Annotated in this window: 16 protein-coding genes; 13 read left to right on the top strand and 3 right to left on the bottom strand. The window is 52.0% G+C overall.

Going from position 1 to position 18,843, the window contains the following annotated elements:
• Window positions 1-2: 2 nt before the first annotated feature.
• On the bottom strand, window positions 3-1,148 hold the full coding sequence (locus JL661_RS13060) for a multidrug effflux MFS transporter (RefSeq protein ID WP_036417109.1): 1,146 nt from the start codon (window positions 1,146-1,148) through the stop codon (window positions 3-5).
• A gap of 104 nt (window positions 1,149-1,252) precedes the next feature.
• On the opposite strand from JL661_RS13060, the gene JL661_RS13055 reads away from it, so the two are divergent.
• On the top strand, window positions 1,253-2,017 hold the full coding sequence (locus tag JL661_RS13055) for an AraC family transcriptional regulator (RefSeq protein ID WP_062772616.1): 765 nt from the start codon (window positions 1,253-1,255) through the stop codon (window positions 2,015-2,017).
• A gap of 69 nt (window positions 2,018-2,086) precedes the next feature.
• On the opposite strand, the gene JL661_RS13050 is transcribed toward JL661_RS13055, so the two are convergent.
• The gene (locus JL661_RS13050; protein WP_004235639.1) at window positions 2,087-3,382 is read right to left on the bottom strand and encodes a citrate synthase; all 1,296 of its coding nucleotides are present in this window, start codon (window positions 3,380-3,382) and stop codon (window positions 2,087-2,089) included.
• 589 nt (window positions 3,383-3,971) lie between these two features.
• On the opposite strand from JL661_RS13050, the gene sdhC reads away from it, so the two are divergent.
• From sdhC to ybgE, 12 genes are all read left to right on the top strand, one after another.
• The gene (sdhC, locus tag JL661_RS13045; protein ID WP_015422545.1) at window positions 3,972-4,361 is read left to right on the top strand and encodes a succinate dehydrogenase cytochrome b556 subunit; all 390 of its coding nucleotides are present in this window, start codon (window positions 3,972-3,974) and stop codon (window positions 4,359-4,361) included.
• Complete coding sequence (gene sdhD, locus JL661_RS13040; RefSeq protein WP_036417107.1) at window positions 4,355-4,714, top strand: succinate dehydrogenase, hydrophobic membrane anchor protein; 360 nt, start codon at window positions 4,355-4,357, stop codon at window positions 4,712-4,714. The genes sdhC and sdhD overlap by 7 nt, the downstream gene beginning before the upstream one ends.
• Window positions 4,715-6,481, top strand: coding sequence for a succinate dehydrogenase flavoprotein subunit (gene sdhA, locus JL661_RS13035; protein ID WP_036417105.1), 1,767 nt, complete (start codon window positions 4,715-4,717; stop codon window positions 6,479-6,481).
• A 34-nt stretch (window positions 6,482-6,515) separates the two neighbouring features.
• Complete coding sequence (locus JL661_RS13030; RefSeq protein ID WP_036417103.1) at window positions 6,516-7,232, top strand: succinate dehydrogenase iron-sulfur subunit; 717 nt, start codon at window positions 6,516-6,518, stop codon at window positions 7,230-7,232.
• A gap of 461 nt (window positions 7,233-7,693) precedes the next feature.
• The gene (sucA, locus tag JL661_RS13025; protein ID WP_004235645.1) at window positions 7,694-10,498 is read left to right on the top strand and encodes a 2-oxoglutarate dehydrogenase E1 component; all 2,805 of its coding nucleotides are present in this window, start codon (window positions 7,694-7,696) and stop codon (window positions 10,496-10,498) included.
• Between the two features lie 14 nt (window positions 10,499-10,512).
• On the top strand, window positions 10,513-11,724 hold the full coding sequence (gene odhB, locus JL661_RS13020) for a 2-oxoglutarate dehydrogenase complex dihydrolipoyllysine-residue succinyltransferase (protein ID WP_004241611.1): 1,212 nt from the start codon (window positions 10,513-10,515) through the stop codon (window positions 11,722-11,724).
• Between the two features lie 148 nt (window positions 11,725-11,872).
• Complete coding sequence (sucC, locus tag JL661_RS13015) at window positions 11,873-13,039, top strand: ADP-forming succinate--CoA ligase subunit beta (RefSeq protein ID WP_004235648.1); 1,167 nt, start codon at window positions 11,873-11,875, stop codon at window positions 13,037-13,039.
• Window positions 13,039-13,911 carry a succinate--CoA ligase subunit alpha gene (gene sucD / locus JL661_RS13010; RefSeq protein ID WP_004235649.1) on the top strand — a complete coding sequence of 291 codons (873 nt, stop codon included), beginning with the start codon at window positions 13,039-13,041 and terminating at the stop codon, window positions 13,909-13,911. Before sucC ends, sucD begins: the two co-directional genes overlap by 1 nt.
• Before the next feature lie 802 nt (window positions 13,912-14,713).
• A complete protein-coding gene (cydA, locus tag JL661_RS13005; protein ID WP_004235650.1) occupies window positions 14,714-16,276 on the top strand; it encodes a cytochrome ubiquinol oxidase subunit I in 1,563 nt (520 codons plus the stop codon).
• Window positions 16,277-16,290: 14 nt separating this feature from the next.
• Window positions 16,291-17,433 carry a cytochrome d ubiquinol oxidase subunit II gene (gene cydB / locus JL661_RS13000; protein ID WP_004235651.1) on the top strand — a complete coding sequence of 381 codons (1,143 nt, stop codon included), beginning with the start codon at window positions 16,291-16,293 and terminating at the stop codon, window positions 17,431-17,433.
• A gap of 13 nt (window positions 17,434-17,446) precedes the next feature.
• Window positions 17,447-17,554: a cytochrome bd-I oxidase subunit CydX gene (gene cydX, locus JL661_RS12995; protein ID WP_004235652.1), complete on the top strand. Its 108-nt coding sequence runs from the start codon at window positions 17,447-17,449 to the stop codon at window positions 17,552-17,554.
• 5 nt (window positions 17,555-17,559) lie between these two features.
• Complete coding sequence (gene ybgE, locus JL661_RS12990; protein ID WP_015422547.1) at window positions 17,560-17,844, top strand: cyd operon protein YbgE; 285 nt, start codon at window positions 17,560-17,562, stop codon at window positions 17,842-17,844.
• Window positions 17,845-17,912: 68 nt separating this feature from the next.
• On the opposite strand, the gene JL661_RS12985 is transcribed toward ybgE, so the two are convergent.
• On the bottom strand, window positions 17,913-18,806 hold the full coding sequence (locus JL661_RS12985; protein WP_004235654.1) for a LysR family transcriptional regulator: 894 nt from the start codon (window positions 18,804-18,806) through the stop codon (window positions 17,913-17,915).
• Window positions 18,807-18,843 lie beyond the last annotated feature (37 nt).

The raw sequence follows: 18,843 nt of genomic DNA, 5'->3' as shown, positions 1-18,843 counted from the left end.
TCTTATGTTGTTTGTGTGCTTTGTACTGTCTTGCGCGGTGCACAGAGCAGTGTTCCCGCAGCACAGACACACAGTGTCAGGCCAAGATGCTGACTCAGCCCGGCCAGTGCCAGTCCGCCGCCAATCAGCAGGTAATACATCAGACCGAGCAGCGCACCGGCAGTACCGGGGCGGTCACGGTAATCCTGTAACACACCGGCCAGAATATTCGGAATGGCGAGCCCGTAACAAATCACGATACCTGTTACCGGCAGCACAAACAAAATCGATCCTGACAACAGCCAGACCGCAGCAGCGCTGACCATACCGGTTACGGCAGCAAGGCGGATCAGTGAATGGCTGTGCCATCCGCGTTTAAGCAGGACACGGTTGATCACAGAGCCTGCGGCCACGCCAAGCGCGAGCAGTAATCCGCTGTAACCGAATTCCTGTTGTGTAAAGCCCAGCCCGCTGAGATAAAATGGTGCTAACTGGTAGTAGCTGAACAGGCTGATATTCAGAAAGGCAATCAGCAGCACATTGCGCAGAATAAAGCGGTCACACAGCATACGGCCGGCTGTTTCCGGCAGCGAAACTGACGTGATATGTGCCGGACGTGTTTCCGGTAACCGGAGTGCTGTCCATACCAGCAGAACAACCGCCAGTACCGCAAGCCCGGTAAAGACGCCCTGATATCCGGCAAAACCGGTCAGCAACGCGCCGCTGAACATGCCCAGTGCCGGGCTGACAGCCAGTGCTATCCCCATGACAGAGAATACTTTTGCCAGCTCATCCCCGCGGTAACAGTCACGCATGATGGTTTGTGTGCCTACTGAGCCGACCGCCGCCCCGAAGGCAGACAGCATCCGCAGGATCAGTAACACGCTGAAATCCTGTGTGATAACCGCGCCGCAGGAGGCGGCAGCGTAAAGTATCAGACCGCTCAGCATGGTGCGTCTGCGCCCGGCGATATCACATAAACGTCCCCAGGTGACCACGCCGAGTGCGAAGGCGAAAAAGTACAGGGACAGAGTCTGTCCTGCCTGTGCCGCACTGACGCCGAATCCCTGTGCGATATCTGTCAGCGCCGGACTGTAGATGGTTTCCGCTATCTGCGGGAACATCATCAGGGCAACGGCAAGTGTTAATGCGGGTTTTTGTATTGTCATTTTGTCCCCCTTTTTTGTAACTGAAATGAACGGGGAGCAGATTAGCAAAAGGTGGGATGTCTTATTATAATAATAAGGACATTCTGTTTATCAAAAGGGACAACATGGCGTGGCTGAAGCAAAGTGATGCATTTGATGCGGACAGCTATTCCGCACCACTGATTGGCATTGCCGCAGAGATGGCGGCGCAGCATGATTCCGGTTTTCACTGCCATCAGCGCGGACAATTGCTGTTTACCGAACGAGGGGCGATTCAGATCACCCTGACGGACACTCTCTCCGTTCTGCCACCGACGCGGGTGGCGTGGATCCCGCCGCAGATGCTGCATCGCGCGCAGATGTTTGAGGCTGTCGGTTACCGCTCACTGTATCCGGATGCACAACTCAGTGCCTGTCTGCCGTCAACCTGTGAAATCTTCGGCGTATCGCCGCTGCTGCGTGAGATCCTGTTTCTCTTTGCCGGACTGCCGTTTGACAGTGACTGGACACAACCCCGCTTACAGCATCTGCTGCCGGTGTTTCTGGATGAGCTGGCGCTGGCCGGGCGGGAAGATATGCAATTACCGCTGCCTTCAGACCGGCGGCTGAAAACCCTGGACACCCGGATACTGCCGTCGCCGCTTAATGAACTGGCATCCCGCTGCGGTGCCGGGGAAAAGACGATAACGCGGATTTTCCGGCGGGAAACCGGTATGAGCTATCAGCAATGGCGGCAGCAGTGGCGATTAATAAAATCTGTTGAACTTTTGGCGAAAAAATACCGCAGCAGTGATATTGCACAGGCTCTCGGATTTGCCAGTGACAGCGCGTTTGTCTCTTTCTTCCGTAAGATGACCGGAAAAACACCCGGTGAATATATGGGTAAATGAATAGCTGGGAGTTAAAAATGCATAAAAAAACCCTCCGGAGAGGGTTTTATAAGGATTAATACGGTATTGTCACGATGAACAGCGTTTGGTGACTTTGGTTTCAAACGGACGCTCAGTGTAACCGGTATAAAGCTGGCGCGGACGGGCAATTTTCAGGCCGTCGTCGTGCATTTCGCTCCAGTGGGCGATCCAGCCGATGGTGCGGCCGATAGCAAAGATTACCGTGAACATATTTGACGGAATACCCAGCGCTTTCAGGATGATACCGGAGTAGAAATCCACGTTCGGATAGAGTTTCTTCTCGATAAAGTACGGGTCGTTCAGTGCGATACGTTCCAGCTCCATCGCCACTTCGAGCAGGCTGTCATTCAGGCCCAGTTCGTTCAGTACTTCGTGACAGGTTTCACGCATCACTTTGGCACGCGGGTCATGGTTTTTGTACACGCGGTGGCCGAAGCCCATCAGACGGAAAGAGTCATTTTTATCTTTCGCGCGCTCAATAAAGGCCGGGATGTGATCGACGGTCTGGATCTCTTCCAGCATACGCAGGCAGGCTTCGTTCGCACCGCCGTGAGCAGGTCCCCACAGGGAGGCAATACCGGCTGCGATACAGGCGAACGGGTTGGCACCGGAAGAACCGGCGGTCCGGACAGTGGAAGTGGAGGCGTTTTGTTCGTGGTCTGCGTGCAGGATCAGGATTCTGTCCATGGCACGTTCCAGCACCGGATTAACCACATACTCTTCACACGGGGTGGCAAACATCATACGCAGGAAGTTACCGGCGTAGGAAAGATTGTTCTTCGGATAGACAAACGGCTGCCCGACAGAATATTTGTAACACATTGCCGCGACGGTCGGCATTTTGGAGAGCAGACGGTAGGCCGCAATTTCGCGGTGGCGCGGATTGTTCACATCCAGCGAGTCATGGTAGAACGCCGCCAGTGCGCCGGTCACGCCGCAGAGCACGGCCATCGGGTGAGAGTCACGGCGGAACCCATTGAACAAGCGGGTGATCTGCTCGTGGATCATGGTGTGGCGTTTTACGGTTTCTTTAAATTCGTCGTACTCTTTCTGATCAGGCGCTTCGCCATACAGCAGGATGTAGCACACTTCCAGATAATCAGATTTCATCGCCAGCTCTTCAATCGGGAAGCCGCGATGTAACAGGATACCTTCATCACCGTCGATATACGTGATTTTTGATTCACAGGACGCAGTGGAGGTGAAGCCGGGATCAAAGGTGTAGTAGCCTTTTCCGCCGAGCGTCCGGACATCAACTACGGGCTGGCCGAGAGTCGGGCTCAGGATATCCAGATCAGTAACCCTGACGCCGTTTAGTGTCAGCTCCGCCTTTGTATTAGACATGTAGGTCTCCTTAGCGCATTTATTATTTGTTTTTCAATCTTATTGTGATAACCCCTGATGCGTTACCTGAATGGATACCGTACCTGGTGTTACGTTATCCGGTACGGCGCATGACGGGTTATCAGATTGTTAATGAAACTTTGTGTTGCGATAAAAGTTATGTTGTACAGCAAGATATTGTGCATTTTTTGCAAGTTACACTTTTGCATAAGTTTGCACTTACGGGAAGTCTTTCTTACCGGTAATTGCCGTTTTAATTTTTGTATTTAACCACATAATGTAATTCAAATGTTGTCAGAATGTCACAAGTCATAATAATGGGCGTTTTTATTGTGTGAACCGTGATCTTATTCACTGTTCTGGCTAAATCTGACCAAACATTTTGTATGGGAATTGTAATCATATTGTGAAGTCCATATACTGCCTCAAGGTCTCCGGAATTCCCTGAAGCAGGAGCACCCAGCGTAACTGAATCATTACTTTTGTAAAACAATACGGATGTTGATTTTACTTAAGGATTGTTCTTATTTCCCCAGCGCTGTCTGATTTCCGCCCGGGTCCGGAGGAAGGAAAAATAATAAAGAGCTGTGTGGGCAAAATTGTGAAAAAACAACGACCTGTCAATTTAGACTTGCAGACGATCCACTTTCCGATCCCTGCAATCGCTTCAATTTTACACCGTGTCTCAGGCGTCATTACCTTCATTGCTGTAGCGATTCTGCTGTGGTTATTAGGGTTGTCGCTGTCCTCGCCGGAAGGGTTTGCGCAGGCTGCTGATATCATGAGCGGTTTCTTCGCGAAGTTTATCCTCTGGGGCATCCTCACTGCATTGGCTTACCACATCTGTGGTGGCATTCGTCACATGTTAATGGATTTCGGATTTGTTGATGAAACGCTGGCTGCCGGTATTTCATCCGCGAAGATTTCCATGGTTCTGACTGTGATTTTAGCCGTGTTGGCGGGGGTTCTGGTATGGTGAAAAATTCAAAAATCAGTGCGACCACGCTCGGCCGTAACGGTATTCAGGATTGGTTAATTCTGCGTGCCAGCGCCATTGTGATTACACTTTATGTACTCTACCTCGTCGGTTTTGTGGCTTTTACCTCTGACATCACTTATGACGTCTGGTCCAGCTTCTTTACCGCTTCATTCACTCAGGTGTTCACCACCCTGACACTGATCGCCATTCTCGCCCATGCCTGGGTCGGGTTATGGCAGGTACTGACGGATTACGTCAAGTGCCTGAGCCTGCGCCTGCTGCTGCAATTTATTATCATTATTGTGCTGGCAGCCTATGTCATTTACGGTTCAATCATTGTGTGGGGTGTCTAAATGAGCTTACCTGTCAGAGAGTTTGACGCAGTTGTTATCGGTGCAGGCGGCGCAGGTATGCGCGCGGCACTTCAGATTTCTCAGTCCGGCCTGTCCTGTGCCCTGTTATCCAAAGTGTTCCCGACCCGCTCTCATACAGTATCCGCCCAGGGCGGTATCACTGTGGCGCTGGGGAATACCCATCCGGATAACTGGGAATGGCACATGTACGACACCGTAAAAGGGTCGGATTACATCGGTGACCAGGATGCTATCGAATACATGTGTAAAACCGGCCCGGAAGCGGTGCTGGAACTGGAGCACATGGGGTTACCGTTCTCCCGTCTGGACGACGGCAGTATTTATCAGCGTCCGTTCGGCGGACAATCCAAAGATTTCGGGGGCGAGCAGGCTGCACGTACTGCCGCTGCGGCTGACCGTACCGGTCACGCACTGCTGCATACGCTGTATCAGCAGAACCTGAAAAATCACACCACGATTTTTTCCGAATGGTATGCCCTGGATCTGGTGAAAAACCAGGACGGCGCCATTATGGGCACCACCGCTATCTGTATCGAAACCGGTGAAGTGGTCTATTTCAAAGCCAAAGCCACGATTCTGGCGACCGGCGGTGCGGGGCGTATCTATCAGTCCACCACTAACGCCCATATCAACACCGGTGATGGTGTCGGTATGGCGGTGCGTGCCGGTATTCCACTGCAGGATATGGAAATGTGGCAGTTCCACCCGACCGGGATTGCCGGTGCCGGGGTACTGGTTACTGAAGGCTGCCGTGGTGAGGGCGGTTATCTGCTCAATAAAGACGGCGAACGCTTTATGGAGCGCTACGCACCGAACGCTAAAGATCTTGCCGGGCGTGACGTGGTTGCCCGTTCCATTATGATCGAAATCCGCGAAGGCCGTGGTTGTGACGGCCCGTGGGGACCACATGCCAAACTGAAACTCGACCATCTGGGCAAAGAAGTGCTGGAATCCCGTCTGCCGGGTATTCTGGAACTGTCCCGGACATTCGCCCACGTTGACCCTGTCAAAGAGCCGATTCCGGTTATCCCGACCTGCCACTATATGATGGGCGGCATCCCGACGAAAGTCACCGGTCAGGTTGTGACCATGAATGAGCAGGGTGAGGATGTGCTGGTTCCGGGTCTGTTTGCAGTCGGTGAAATTGCTTGTGTTTCTGTTCACGGTGCAAACCGCCTCGGCGGTAACTCACTGCTTGACCTGGTGGTCTTCGGCCGTTCAGCCGGTCTGCATCTGAAAGAATCCATTCTGGAGCAGGGCGCAATGCGTGATGCCGGTGAATCGGATATCGATGCGGCACTGGCGCGTCTGAACCGCTGGAATAACACCCGCAGCGGTGAGGATCCGGTTGCTATCCGCAAGGCCCTGCAATCCTGTATGCAGCACAACTTCTCGGTATTCCGCGAAGGGGATGCGATGGCCAAGGGACTGGAAGAACTGAAAGCTATTAAAGAGCGTCTGCAGTATGCGCGTCTGGATGATACCTCATCAGAATTCAACACCCAGCGCATCGAGTGTCTGGAGCTGGATAACCTGATGGAAACGGCGTATTCCACTGCAATGGCCGCCAACTTCCGTACTGAAAGCCGTGGTGCGCACAGCCGTTTTGACTATCCGGAGCGCGATGATGCGAACTGGCTGTGTCATTCCCTGTACCTGCCGCAATCTGAAACCATGACACGCCGTGCGGTGAACATGCAGCCTAAGCTGCGTGACCCATTCCCGCCGAAGATTCGTACTTACTGATGTGTGGTGATGAGGCATTTGCGGAGAGAATACTATGAAAGTTGAATTTTCAGTTTATCGCTATAACCCGGATGTGGATAACGCACCACACATGCAGAACTATCAGATGGATGTGGAAGAAGGCCGGGACATGATGGTGCTGGATGCACTGATTCTGCTGAAAGAGCAGGATCCGAGCCTGTCATTCCGCCGCTCCTGTCGTGAAGGGGTGTGTGGTTCTGACGGTATCAATATGAACGGCAAAAACGGTCTGGCCTGTATCACTCCGTTGTCGGCGCTGATGAAAGGCGGTAAAAAAGTGGTGATCCGTCCGCTGCCGGGCTTACCGGTGGTGCGGGATCTGGTGGTGGATATGGGGCAGTTCTACGCGCAGTATGAAAAGATCCGCCCGTATCTGATCAACGACAACAAAAACCCGCCGGCTCGTGAGCATTTACAGTCACCGGCGCAGCGTGAAAAGCTCGATGGTCTGTACGAATGTATCCTGTGTGCCTGCTGCTCGACATCCTGCCCGTCCTTCTGGTGGAACCCGGACAAATTTATCGGTCCGGCCGGTCTGTTAGCCGCGTACCGTTTCCTGACGGACAGCCGCGATACCGAGACAGAATCCCGTCTTGACGACATCAGTGATGCTTTCAGCGTATTCCGCTGTCACGGCATCATGAACTGCGTCAGTGTATGTCCGAAAGGGCTGAATCCGACAAAAGCAATTGGTCATATTAAATCAATGTTACTGAAACGCAGTGCATAATTGACTTTATTCTGCTTAAGCGATTGATAATAATAAGATGCCTGCCCGGCAGGCATCTTTTACCAACCCGTAACAATAGGCATAATCTATCGCAGTAAGTGTTAGAAGCGACAATAAATGTAGTTAATTGTGATTAAGATGTGAGTTTTTTGGTTCAAATGTAAGTATGGTTATAGACAGTACAGGGATCTTCAGCAACGGTTATTCCGTTGCTAAAGGTTCCTCAGGGATACACAGAACATAAGATGCACAAGCACCACCCGGGAATCCTTTACGCACCGCAATGTATCGCGGTATTAGTTATCACGGCGAAAACTAAACCCGGCCTCATTCAGGTTGCAGGGCAGCGGCAGACGGGGAATCCGCAGAACAGAACCACTCTGTTTTCCGGACGGACACGCAGCCGGTACACCGCAGCCGGGAAGACAACGGGGATGAAGCTCTAAGCTTAAGGGATCATAATGCAGAACGGCGCACTGAAGGACTGGCTGGATTCCAGCTTTCTGGCTGGAGAAAACCAGGCCTACATAGAAGATATCTATGAAGACTATCTGAACGATCCGTCCTCCGTCGATGGAAGTTGGCGGGAGATTTTCGACTCACTGCCGAAAGCGGACATCACAGAACAACCTCATTCACAGACGCGCGACTACTTCCGTCGTCTGGCCAAAGATTCGACCCGCTACCACACCTCCGTCAGCGATCCGGCGATGGATTCCAAGCAGGTCAAAGTCCTGCAGCTTATCAACGCATTCCGCTTCCGCGGTCATCAGAATGCCAACCTTGACCCGCTCGGCCTGTGGAAACAGGAACCGGTTCCGGATCTGGACCCGGCGTTCCACAATCTGACCAAAGCCGATTTTGATGAAACCTTTAACGTCGGTTCTTTTGCCATCGGCAGCGAAACCATGCGGCTGAGCGAGTTGTTTGATGCATTAAAACGCATTTACTGCGGCTCCATCGGCGCTGAGTATATGCATATCACCAATACCGAAGAGAAACGCTGGCTCCAGCAACGTCTGGAATCCGTTGACGTCAGTAAGCTGTTCAGTGCTGATGAAAAACGGCGTTTCCTGGCGGATCTGACCGCAGCCGAAGGGCTGGAGCGCTATCTCGGGGCGAAATTCCCGGGCGCAAAACGTTTCTCACTGGAAGGGGGCGATTCCCTCATTCCGATGCTGAAAGACCTGATCCGTCATGCCGGTAAGCAGGACACCCGCGAAGTGGTGCTGGGTATGGCACACCGCGGTCGTCTGAACGTTCTGGTTAACCTGTTCGGTAAAAAACCGGCGGATCTGTTTGATGAGTTTGCCGGTAAACACAAAGATCATCTGGGTACCGGTGATGTGAAATACCATCAGGGTTTCTCGTCTGACTTCGTGACAGAAGGGGCTCAGGTGCATCTGGCACTCGCCTTTAACCCGTCTCACCTTGAGATTGTCAGCCCGGTGGTCATCGGCTCTGTCCGCGCCCGCCGCGACCGTCTGCCGGAAAGTCTGAGCAAAATGGTTCTGCCGATCACCATTCACGGTGACTCAGCGGTAACCGGCCAGGGGATTGTTCAGGAAACCCTGAATATGTCACAGGCCCGGGGCTATGAAGTGGGCGGGACTGTCCGCATTGTTATCAATAACCAGATTGGTTTCACCACCTCCAACCCGAAAGATACCCGGTCAACGGAATACTGTACTGACATCATGAAGATGGTACAGGCACCGATTTTCCACGTGAATGCTGATGATCCGGAAGCTGTGGCATTCGTGACCCGCCTGGCACTGGATTTCCGTAATACCTTTAACCGCGATGTGATGATCGACCTGGTCTGCTACCGCCGTCACGGCCATAACGAGGCGGATGAGCCGAGTGCAACCCAGCCGATGATGTACCAGAAAATCAAACAGCACCCGACACCGCGTAAAATCTACGGCGATAAACTGATTGCCGAAGGTGTGGTCGCTGCCGGTGATGTGACTGAAATGGTCAATATGTACCGTGATGCGATGGATCGCGGTGACTGTGTGGTGGAAGAGTGGCGTGAAATCGGTAAAGCAGCGCTTACCTGGGAACCGTACCTGAATCACAACTGGAACGACAGCTACGCCAATAAAGTGGAACTGAAACGCCTCGGTGATCTGGCGCGCCGTATCAGTACCGTGCCGGAAGAAGTGCATATGCACCCGCGTGTCGAAAAAATCTATACCGACCGTGCGGAAATGGCGGAAGGTAATAAACTGCTCGACTGGGGTGCGGCGGAGAATCTGGCTTACGCAACACTGGTGGATGAAGGTGTTCCGGTGCGTCTGTCCGGTGAGGATGCGGGACGCGGTACGTTCTTCCATCGTCACGCGGTTATTCATAACCAGAGCAACGGCTCCTGCTATGTGCCGCTGATGAATGTCCATAACGCCCAGGGACGCTTCAATGTATGGGACTCCGTCCTGTCTGAGGAAGCGGTACTGGCCTTTGAATACGGCTATGCAACCACTGACCCGCGCGGCCTGACTATCTGGGAAGCCCAGTTTGGTGACTTCGCCAACGTGGCACAGGTGGTGATTGACCAGTTCATCAGCTCCGGCGAACAGAAGTGGGGCCGGATGTGCGGACTGGTGATGTTACTGCCGCACGGCTACGAAGGCCAGGGGCCGGAGCACTCCAGCGCCCGTCTGGAACGCTACCTTCAGCTTTGCGCGGAACAGAACATGCAGGTCTGTGTCCCGTCAACCCCGGCACAGGTTTACCATATGCTGCGCCGTCAGGCACTGCGCGGTATGCGCCGTCCGCTGATTGTCATGTCACCGAAATCACTGCTGCGTCACCCGCTGGCGGTCTCTTCTCTGGAAGAACTGGCCGAAGGTCACTTTGAAGCGGTTATCGGTGAAGCAGATGATCTGAATCCGGCAGATGTGAAGCGCGTTGTGCTGTGTTCCGGTAAGGTTTACTACGATTTACTGGAGCAGCGCCGCAAGAATAATCAGACGGATGTGGCGATTATCCGTATTGAACAGCTCTATCCGTTCCCGCATGAAGATATACATGCGATTCTCGCACCATTCAGCCATGTGAAAGATTTTGTCTGGTGCCAGGAAGAGCCGCTCAACCAGGGCGCGTGGTACTGCTGCCAGCACAATTTCCGTGATGCGGTTCCGGCAGGTGCGGCACTGCGTTATGCGGGCCGTCCGGCATCCGCCTCTCCGGCCGTGGGTTATACGTCTGTTCACCAGCAGCAACAACAAGAGCTGGTTAATGATGCACTGAACGTTGAATAAATTAAGGAAAAGCAATGAGTAGCATAGAAATTCTGGTTCCTGATCTCCCCGAGTCTGTTGCTGATGCCACCGTGGCAACCTGGCACAAAAAACCGGGTGACAGCGTCGAACGTGATGAAGTGCTGGTGGAAATTGAAACAGACAAAGTCGTGCTGGAAGTTCCTGCCAGTGATTCCGGTGTTCTGGAAGCGGTGCTGGAAGAAGAAGGGGCAACCGTCCTCTCTAAACAACTGCTCGGACGTATCCGTCTGGGCGACAGCACCGGTCTGCCTGCAGAAATAAAAGAAAAAGTACAGTCCACACCGGCACAGCGTCAGAACGCTGGTCTGGATGAAGAAACCAATGACGCGGTAAGCCCTGCTGTGCGCCGCCTGCTCGCAGAGCATGGCCTGAAAGCGGCAGATATTACCGGCAGTGGTGTCGGTGGTCGTCTGACCCGTGAAGATGTTGAGAAATATCTGTCTCAGCAGCCGAAAGCGCCTGCAAAAGCCGCCGCTGAGCCGGTTTCTCAGGCCGGTTTACCGCACCGCAGTGAAAAACGCGTGCCGATGACCCGTCTGCGCAAGCGTGTGGCAGAACGTCTGCTGGAAGCGAAAAACAACACCGCAATGCTGACCACCTTTAACGAGGTGAGCATGAAGCCGGTGATGGATATGCGTAAACAGTATGGCGAATCCTTTGAAAAACGCCACGGTGTGCGCCTCGGTTTCATGTCTTTCTATGTGAAAGCGGTGGTTGAGGCACTGAAACGTTATCCGGAAGTGAATGCTTCTATCGACGGTACTGATGTGGTGTATCACAACTATTTCGATATCAGTATTGCGGTCTCCACGCCGCGCGGTCTGGTGACCCCGGTCCTGCGTGATGCGGATGCGCTGAGCATGGCTGAAATCGAAAAACGCATTAAAGAGCTGGCTGTCAAAGGTCAGGAAGGCAAACTGACAGTGGAAGACCTGACCGGCGGTAACTTTACCATTACCAACGGCGGGGTATTCGGTTCGCTGATGTCCACACCGATCATTAACCCGCCGCAGAGTGCGATTTTGGGGATGCATGCTATCAAAGATCGTCCGATGGCGGTAAATGGTCAGGTGGTGATCCTGCCGATGATGTACCTGGCGCTCTCTTATGACCACCGTCTGATTGATGGCCGTGAATCTGTCGGATTCCTCGTGACCATTAAAGAGATGTTAGAAGATCCGGCACGTTTACTGCTCGACGTGTAATCAACCCTCATCCGGGCGGCATCGCGCTAAAACCGCCCGGCTGAACTCGCGACAGTGAATCTGTGTCCCTGCGCCGGAAAACCGGCGCTATCCAGGCAACAACAATAAGAGAGTCCGCTCTCATCAGACAAATTATGGATAGAACATCATGAATTTACACGAGTATCAGGCAAAACAACTCTTCACCCGGTATGGTTTACCTGCACCGGCAGGCTATGCCTGCTCCACACCCCGTGAAGCGGAAGAAGCTGCATCCAAAATCGGCAGCGGCCCGTGGGTCGTAAAATGCCAGGTTCATGCCGGGGGCCGCGGGAAAGCGGGCGGTGTGAAACTGGTTAAGAGCAAAGACGAAATTCGCGCGTTTGCCGAACAGTGGTTAGGCAAGCGTCTGGTAACCTATCAGACAGATGCACTGGGTCAGCCTGTGCATCAGGTGCTGGTGGAAGGCGCAACAGATATCGCCAAAGAGCTTTATCTGGGGGCCGTGGTGGATCGCGGTTCACGCCGTGTGGTCTTTATGGCCTCCACTGAAGGTGGTGTCGAAATTGAGAAAGTGGCACATGAAACACCGGAACTGATCCACAAAGCCGTGATTGACCCGCTGACCGGCCCGATGCCGTATCAGGGGCGCGAGCTGGCGTTTAAACTGGGCTTAACCGGTAAATTAGTCAGCCAGTTCACCAAAATCTTTATGGGACTGGCAACCATGTTCCTGGAGCGTGATCTGGCCATGGCGGAAATCAACCCGCTGGTGATCACCACTCAGGACGAGCTTATCTGCCTCGACGGCAAATTAGGCATTGACGGTAACGCACTGTACCGCCAGCCGGAACTGCGTGAAATGCATGATCCGTCACAGGAAGATGCCCGCGAAGCACAGGCTGCACAGTGGGAACTGAACTATGTGGCACTGGACGGCAATATCGGCTGTATGGTGAACGGTGCCGGTCTGGCAATGGGCACCATGGATATCGTCAAACTGCACGGCGGTGAGCCGGCAAACTTCCTGGATGTCGGCGGCGGCGCAACCAAAGAGCGTGTGACAGAAGCCTTTAAAATCATTCTGTCTGACGAAAACGTCAAAGCAGTCTTCGTCAATATCTTCGGCGGAATTGTCCGTTGTGACCTGATTGCGGACGGGATCATCGGCGCGGTTGAGGAAGTCGGTGTCAGTGTGCCGGTGGTTGTGCGCCTGGAAGGGAACAACGCGGAACTGGGTGCGGAAAAACTGGCGAAAAGTGGTCTGAATATTATTGCGGCAACCAGCCTGACGGATGCTGCGAAACGTGTTGTTGCAGCAGTGGGAGCGAAATAATGTCTATTTTAATCGATAAGAACACCAAAGTTATCTGTCAGGGATTCACAGGTAGCCAGGGGACTTTCCACTCTGAACAGGCAATTGCGTACGGCACTAAAATGGTCGGCGGTGTGACGCCGGGCAAAGGCGGTACAACACATTTAGGTTTACCGGTCTTTAACACCGTGCGTGACGCGGTGGAAGCCACCGGTGCGACCGCTTCTGTTATTTATGTTCCGGCACCGTTCTGCAAAGACTCGATTCTGGAAGCGATTGATGCAGGTATTAAGCTGATTATCACCATCACGGAAGGTATCCCGACTCTGGATATGCTGACCGTCAAGGTGAAGCTGGATGAAGCTGGTGTGCGGATGATCGGCCCGAACTGTCCGGGTGTTATCACTCCGGGTGAGTGCAAAATCGGGATTATGCCGGGACATATCCATCTGCCGGGCAAAGTGGGGATCGTTTCCCGTTCAGGTACGCTGACTTATGAAGCGGTGAAACAGACGACTGATGCCGGTCTGGGACAATCCACCTGTGTGGGGATCGGCGGTGACCCGATTCCGGGTTCTAACTTTATTGATATCCTGCGGATGTTCCAGAACGACCCGCAGACAGAAGCGATTGTTATGATCGGTGAAATCGGCGGCAGTGCGGAAGAAGAAGCGGCTGCCTTTATCAAAGACCATGTCACCAAACCTGTCGTGGCGTATATCGCGGGTGTGACTGCGCCGAAAGGCAAACGTATGGGTCATGCGGGGGCGATTATCGCAGGCGGGAAGGGGACAGCAGATGAGAAATTTGCCGCCCTTGAAGCCGCCGGTGTGAAGACGGTCCGCAGCCTGGCTGATATCGGTGATGCGGTAAAAGCGATTCTGAATAAATAATTCCTGCCATTATTATACAGCCGGAGCCGGTTTCATGGCGCTTCCGGCTGTTTTTTGATCTGAACACAATTCCGCCATTTCTGCCTGATTACGCGCTTTTACCCACTGCTTCCTGTTATTGCTGTTGTTTTAAGCAATTTTCTTAATTGTTCTGAAACGCCTGCTGTATCGTTTACACAGCAAAAAGTCTCAGGTATAAAAGGGCGTTTTTTATCATCTTGATTTATACTTAATTTTTGTGCCGAAAATGATTATTGTCGTGTGTTAATACAAACAGACAATAACAGTTTTAGTGATAATTTATTTATAATTGAATTATCCGGCTCATGAAATTAACCAGAATTGCTGATGAAAATAAAAGGTTAATAAAAAGCGCATATATTATTGGTATTTTTCTGTCAGGTTGTATTTGTGTGTACATTGCCGTAACAATAAAGTAACTCAATTACCATATATGCGATTTTAATTAACACGATGCGGAAAAATTGACGTAAATCAATCTATTGCACTGGCATTATTTCGGTGATTTGTTTAAATTGTGGCAGATCAAAATAGCCGAAAATGACTACGCTGTGCATTATTTGATATATCCTCAGAATTCCAATCTGAATCACGCAAAAGCGGTTTATTGTGTGCAAATATAAGCGTACTATTATTAGGGTGTCTATTTAGGTGTTTTTTTGTTACTAATTTGTTATTGCATTTAGAGGCATTTATTGCTGGTAGTTATGTTGCTTTCTTTCTTCAGGAAAGCTTGGGTTGCCGCATGTCGGTGTCTTCCTGCTAGGAGCAAGGAGTCAAGATGTTTGATATTGTCGAACTGTCGCGATTACAGTTTGCCTTAACAGCGATGTACCACTTCTTATTTGTACCGCTAACATTAGGGATGTCCTTCATGTTAGCGATCATGGAAACGGTATACGTCCTGTCCGGTAAACAAATCTATAAAGATATGACGAAGTTCTGGGGCAAGTTATTTGGTATTAACTTCGCTCTGGGTGTTGCTACCGGTCTGACCATGGAGTTCCAGTTCGGGACAAACTGGTCATACTACTCTCACTATGTCGGTGATATCTTCGGTGCGCCTCTGGCAATCGAAGGTCTGATGGCATTCTTCCTCGAATCCACCTTCGTGGGTCTGTTCTTCTTCGGCTGGGATCGTCTCAGCAAGAAACAGCACCTGATGGTGACCTGGTTCGTTGCGCTCGGTTCCAACTTCTCTGCGCTGTGGATCCTGGTGGCAAACGGCTGGATGCAGAACCCGATTGCTGCTGACTTCAACTTTGAAACCATGCGTATGGAGATGCTGAGCTTCTCCGAACTGGTTCTCAACCCGGTTGCACAGGTTAAATTTGTGCACACAGTGGCTGCCGGCTACTGTACCGGTGCGATCTTCGTACTGTCTATCAGTGCGTGGTATCTGATGAAGGGCCGTGATCTTGCATTTGCAAAACGCTCTTTTGCGATTGCAGCAAGCTTTGGTATCGCCGCTGTGTTATCCGTTATCGTGCTGGGTGATGAATCCGGTTATGAAATGGGTGACGTGCAGAAAACCAAACTCGCCGCGATTGAAGGTGAATGGCATACTCAGCCTGCGCCTGCATCATTTAACGTGATTGCGTTCCCTAATCAGGAAAAAATGGAAAACAGTTTTGCGATTGAGATTCCGTACCTGATGGGCCTTATCACCACCCGTTCAATTGATACTCCGGTTCTCGGCCTGCGTGACCTGATGGTGCAGCACGAAGCCCGTATCCGTAACGGTATGGTGGCGTATGATCTGTTACAGCAGCTGCGTGGCGGTAATACCGACCCGGCAGTCCGTGATGCCTTTAATCAGAGCAAAAAAGACCTTGGTTACGGCTTACTGCTGAAACGCTATACCGATAACGTCGGTCAGGCAACTGAAGAGCAGATTCAGGCAGCAACCAAAGACTCCATTCCGCGTGTCGCACCGCTGTTCTGGGCATTCCGCCTGATGGTGGCTGCCGGTGGTCTGATGCTGATCGTTCTGGGTCTGTCATTCCTGAGTGTACTGCGCAATCGTATCGGCAAGTCCAAATGGCTGCTGCGTGCTGCATTCCTCAGCCTGCCGTTACCGTGGATTGGTGTTGAAGCAGGCTGGTTCGTTGCTGAATATGGCCGTCAGCCATGGGCAGTCGGTGAAGTGTTACCGACAGCATATGCAACGTCACATCTGGCAGCCGGAGACATTCTGTTCTCTATGGCGCTGATTTGCGGCCTGTATACCTTATTCCTGATTGCTGAAATGTTCCTGATGTTCAAATTTGCACGTCTTGGTCCAAGCAGCTTAAAAACCGGCCGTTATCATTTCGAAACGTCCCCGGCACAAGACGCTAAGTAAACAGGAGCCCACTTATGTTTGATTATGAAATATTACGGTTTGTATGGTGGATCCTGATTGGCGTACTGCTGATTGGCTTCACTGTAACTGATGGCTTTGATATGGGCGTGGGTGTTCTGCTGCGAGTTATCGGCAGAAATGATACTGAACGCCGTATCATGATTAACGCGATTGCACCGCACTGGGACGGTAACCAGGTATGGCTTATCACCGCGGGTGGTGCACTGTTCGCAGCATGGCCGATGGTCTATGCTGCAGCATTCTCCGGTTTCTATATCGCAATGATTCTGGTCCTGGCGGCATTATTCTTCCGTCCGGTCGGTTTTGACTATCGTTCAAAACTGGAATCACCAAAATGGCGCGGTATGTGGGACTGGGGTATCTTTATCGGCAGTTTCGTACCGTCATTAGTGATCGGTGTGGCATTCGGTAACCTGTTACAGGGTGTACCGGTTGAAGTTAACTCCCAGCTGCAGGTGTCTTATGCAGGGAGCTTCTTCGGTCTGCTGAACCCGTACGGTCTGTTAGCCGGTTTAATCAGCCTGATGATGATCGTGGCGCACGGTGCAACTTACCTGCAGATGCGTACCACCGGTGATCTGCATGTGCGTGTGCGTAAAGCCACCACTATCACTGCTCTGCTGACATTTGTTCTGTTCGCGGCAGCCGGTGCATGGCTGATGTGGGGCGGTATCGATGGTTTCCGTGTTGTCTCTGACATCGACCATTTCGGTGCGTCTAACCCGGTCAATAAAGAAGTGGTACAGGAAGCAGGCGCATGGATGGCAAACTTCAATGCCTATCCAATCCTGTGGATCCTGCCTGCTATTGGTCTGGCATCACCTCTGCTGGTCGTGATGTTCACTGCAATGGATAAAGGCGCGTGGGCATTCCTGTTCACCTCGCTGACTATTGCCGGTGTGATCCTGACCTGTGGTACAGCAATGTTCCCGTTCATTATGCCTTCAAGCATCGACCCGAACGTTAGTCTGACCATGTGGGATGCAACTTCCAGCCTGTTTACTCTCCAGGTGATGACGGTTGTTGCGATTATCTTTGTACCACTTGTTCTCCTGTACACCATCTGGTGTTACGTGAAGATGGCAGGGCGTATTGATAAGTCCTTCATCGAAGAGAACAAACATACATTGTACTAAGGAGCAGACGAATATGTGGTATTTTGCATGGATCCTCGGAACGCTCCTGGCCTGTAGTATTGCTGTTATTGCAGCACTGGCTATTGAGCACCACGAAGATAAAGCCGCTTCAGGCGAGTAAGACGGATGCTGGATAAGTCTTACCAACTACTGGATAAGGGTCCTTTACGGGCCCTTGTCCTGATAATGGCGTTGGGGCTGGCATTGAGTGTGATCTGGGATCCGTCGCGTTTTGCGGCAAACACCAGTTCATTACAGATCTGGCAGGGACTGCTGATGATCTGGGCGGTATGCAGCGGCGCAATTTTCGGTCTGGCATTCCGGCCGAAGCGCGCAATCTGGAAGATTCTGTTCCATCCGCTTCCGGCGGTGGTGATTCTGGGTTACGGCCTTTATCATTTTTTCAGCTGATATAAACGTTTATGACTAAAAAGCCGTTCATCTGAACGGCTTTTTTTCTTTTCTGTTTCCGCTCCGATTCACGGATAGCGCAGTAATGCGGCATTATCTGCAAAAAAGCGGGCAAAATAATCAATAAACACCCGGACCTTCTGCGGCAGATGTGCCGCGGGCGGAAAGACCATATTGATGCTCTGATCCGGTACCGGCTGACGGGTGAATACCGGAACCAGTTTTTCCTCTGTCAGTTGCTCTCTGATATACCAGACCGGCAGCAGACTGTAACCCTGATGTGCCAGTGTCATGGTGCGGATCGCCTGAATCGAATTAGAGATAAACACCCGGTTGTCCGGCGCGGGCAGATGCTGACGCCAGTTGATACGGGCGGTCAGGTTGCTGTTGGCGATAAAGGGCAGAGCGGCGGGATCACTGCTTTCTGTCACGCGGTGTTGCCGGATAAACGCCGGTGTTGCCACATAACAGACCGGAAAGTCAGCGAGTTTGCGGAACCGCAGACCGCTGTCACTCAGCGTTCCCAGCCGGAACACCACATCCAGTTTCAGGGCAATCAAGTCACTCAGACTGTGATCGACGCGATAATCTGCTCTGATCAGCGGATAGCGCTTTGTGAAAGCAGGCAACTGCGGCAGCAGAAATTGTCCGCCGAATTCTGCGGCGGCACTGAAACTCAGCGGTCCCTGTGGTTGTGCTGTCCCCGTTCTGACGGCATCCATCGCGCTGTCGAATTGTTGTAACAGTGGTTTGAATTGCTGATACAGCGCCTGTCCTGCTTCCGTCAGCGTAAACTGCCGTGTGGTCCGGTGCAGCAGTGTGGTGCTGAGTTCAGACTCCAGGGCTTTGATATGCAGGCTGACCACCGATTTGCTCAGATTCAGGCGTGCAGCAGCCCGGGTAAAGGAACCGGTATCCACAACATAAATAAAGGTATTGATCTTCTCAACGGCTGTCAGCATAAGATTGTTTCGTTTTTTCAAACAGTATTGTCTATTT

The organism is Morganella morganii (genome assembly GCF_019243775.1).
Taxonomy (GTDB): Bacteria; Pseudomonadota; Gammaproteobacteria; order Enterobacterales; family Enterobacteriaceae; genus Morganella; species Morganella morganii.
The sequence above is the reverse complement of the archived record's forward strand: the minus strand, read 5'-3'. Positions and strand labels throughout refer to the sequence as shown.

Excerpts from the sequence above, each read along its gene's own strand:
- JL661_RS13060 (WP_036417109.1), bottom strand. The coding sequence starts at position 1,148 with ATGACAATACAAAAACCCGCATTAACACTTGCCGTTGCCCTGATGATG.
- JL661_RS13055 (WP_062772616.1), top strand. The coding sequence starts at position 1,253 with ATGGCGTGGCTGAAGCAAAGTGATGCATTTGATGCGGACAGCTATTCC.
- JL661_RS13050 (WP_004235639.1), bottom strand. The coding sequence starts at position 3,382 with ATGTCTAATACAAAGGCGGAGCTGACACTAAACGGCGTCAGGGTTACT.
- sdhD (WP_036417107.1), top strand. The coding sequence starts at position 4,355 with ATGGTGAAAAATTCAAAAATCAGTGCGACCACGCTCGGCCGTAACGGT.
- sdhA (WP_036417105.1), top strand. The coding sequence starts at position 4,715 with ATGAGCTTACCTGTCAGAGAGTTTGACGCAGTTGTTATCGGTGCAGGC.
- JL661_RS13030 (WP_036417103.1), top strand. The coding sequence starts at position 6,516 with ATGAAAGTTGAATTTTCAGTTTATCGCTATAACCCGGATGTGGATAAC.
- sucA (WP_004235645.1), top strand. The coding sequence starts at position 7,694 with ATGCAGAACGGCGCACTGAAGGACTGGCTGGATTCCAGCTTTCTGGCT.
- odhB (WP_004241611.1), top strand. The coding sequence starts at position 10,513 with ATGAGTAGCATAGAAATTCTGGTTCCTGATCTCCCCGAGTCTGTTGCT.
- sucC (WP_004235648.1), top strand. The coding sequence starts at position 11,873 with ATGAATTTACACGAGTATCAGGCAAAACAACTCTTCACCCGGTATGGT.
- sucD (WP_004235649.1), top strand. The coding sequence starts at position 13,039 with ATGTCTATTTTAATCGATAAGAACACCAAAGTTATCTGTCAGGGATTC.
- cydA (WP_004235650.1), top strand. The coding sequence starts at position 14,714 with ATGTTTGATATTGTCGAACTGTCGCGATTACAGTTTGCCTTAACAGCG.
- cydB (WP_004235651.1), top strand. The coding sequence starts at position 16,291 with ATGTTTGATTATGAAATATTACGGTTTGTATGGTGGATCCTGATTGGC.
- cydX (WP_004235652.1), top strand. The coding sequence starts at position 17,447 with ATGTGGTATTTTGCATGGATCCTCGGAACGCTCCTGGCCTGTAGTATT.
- ybgE (WP_015422547.1), top strand. The coding sequence starts at position 17,560 with ATGCTGGATAAGTCTTACCAACTACTGGATAAGGGTCCTTTACGGGCC.
- JL661_RS12985 (WP_004235654.1), bottom strand. The coding sequence starts at position 18,806 with ATGCTGACAGCCGTTGAGAAGATCAATACCTTTATTTATGTTGTGGAT.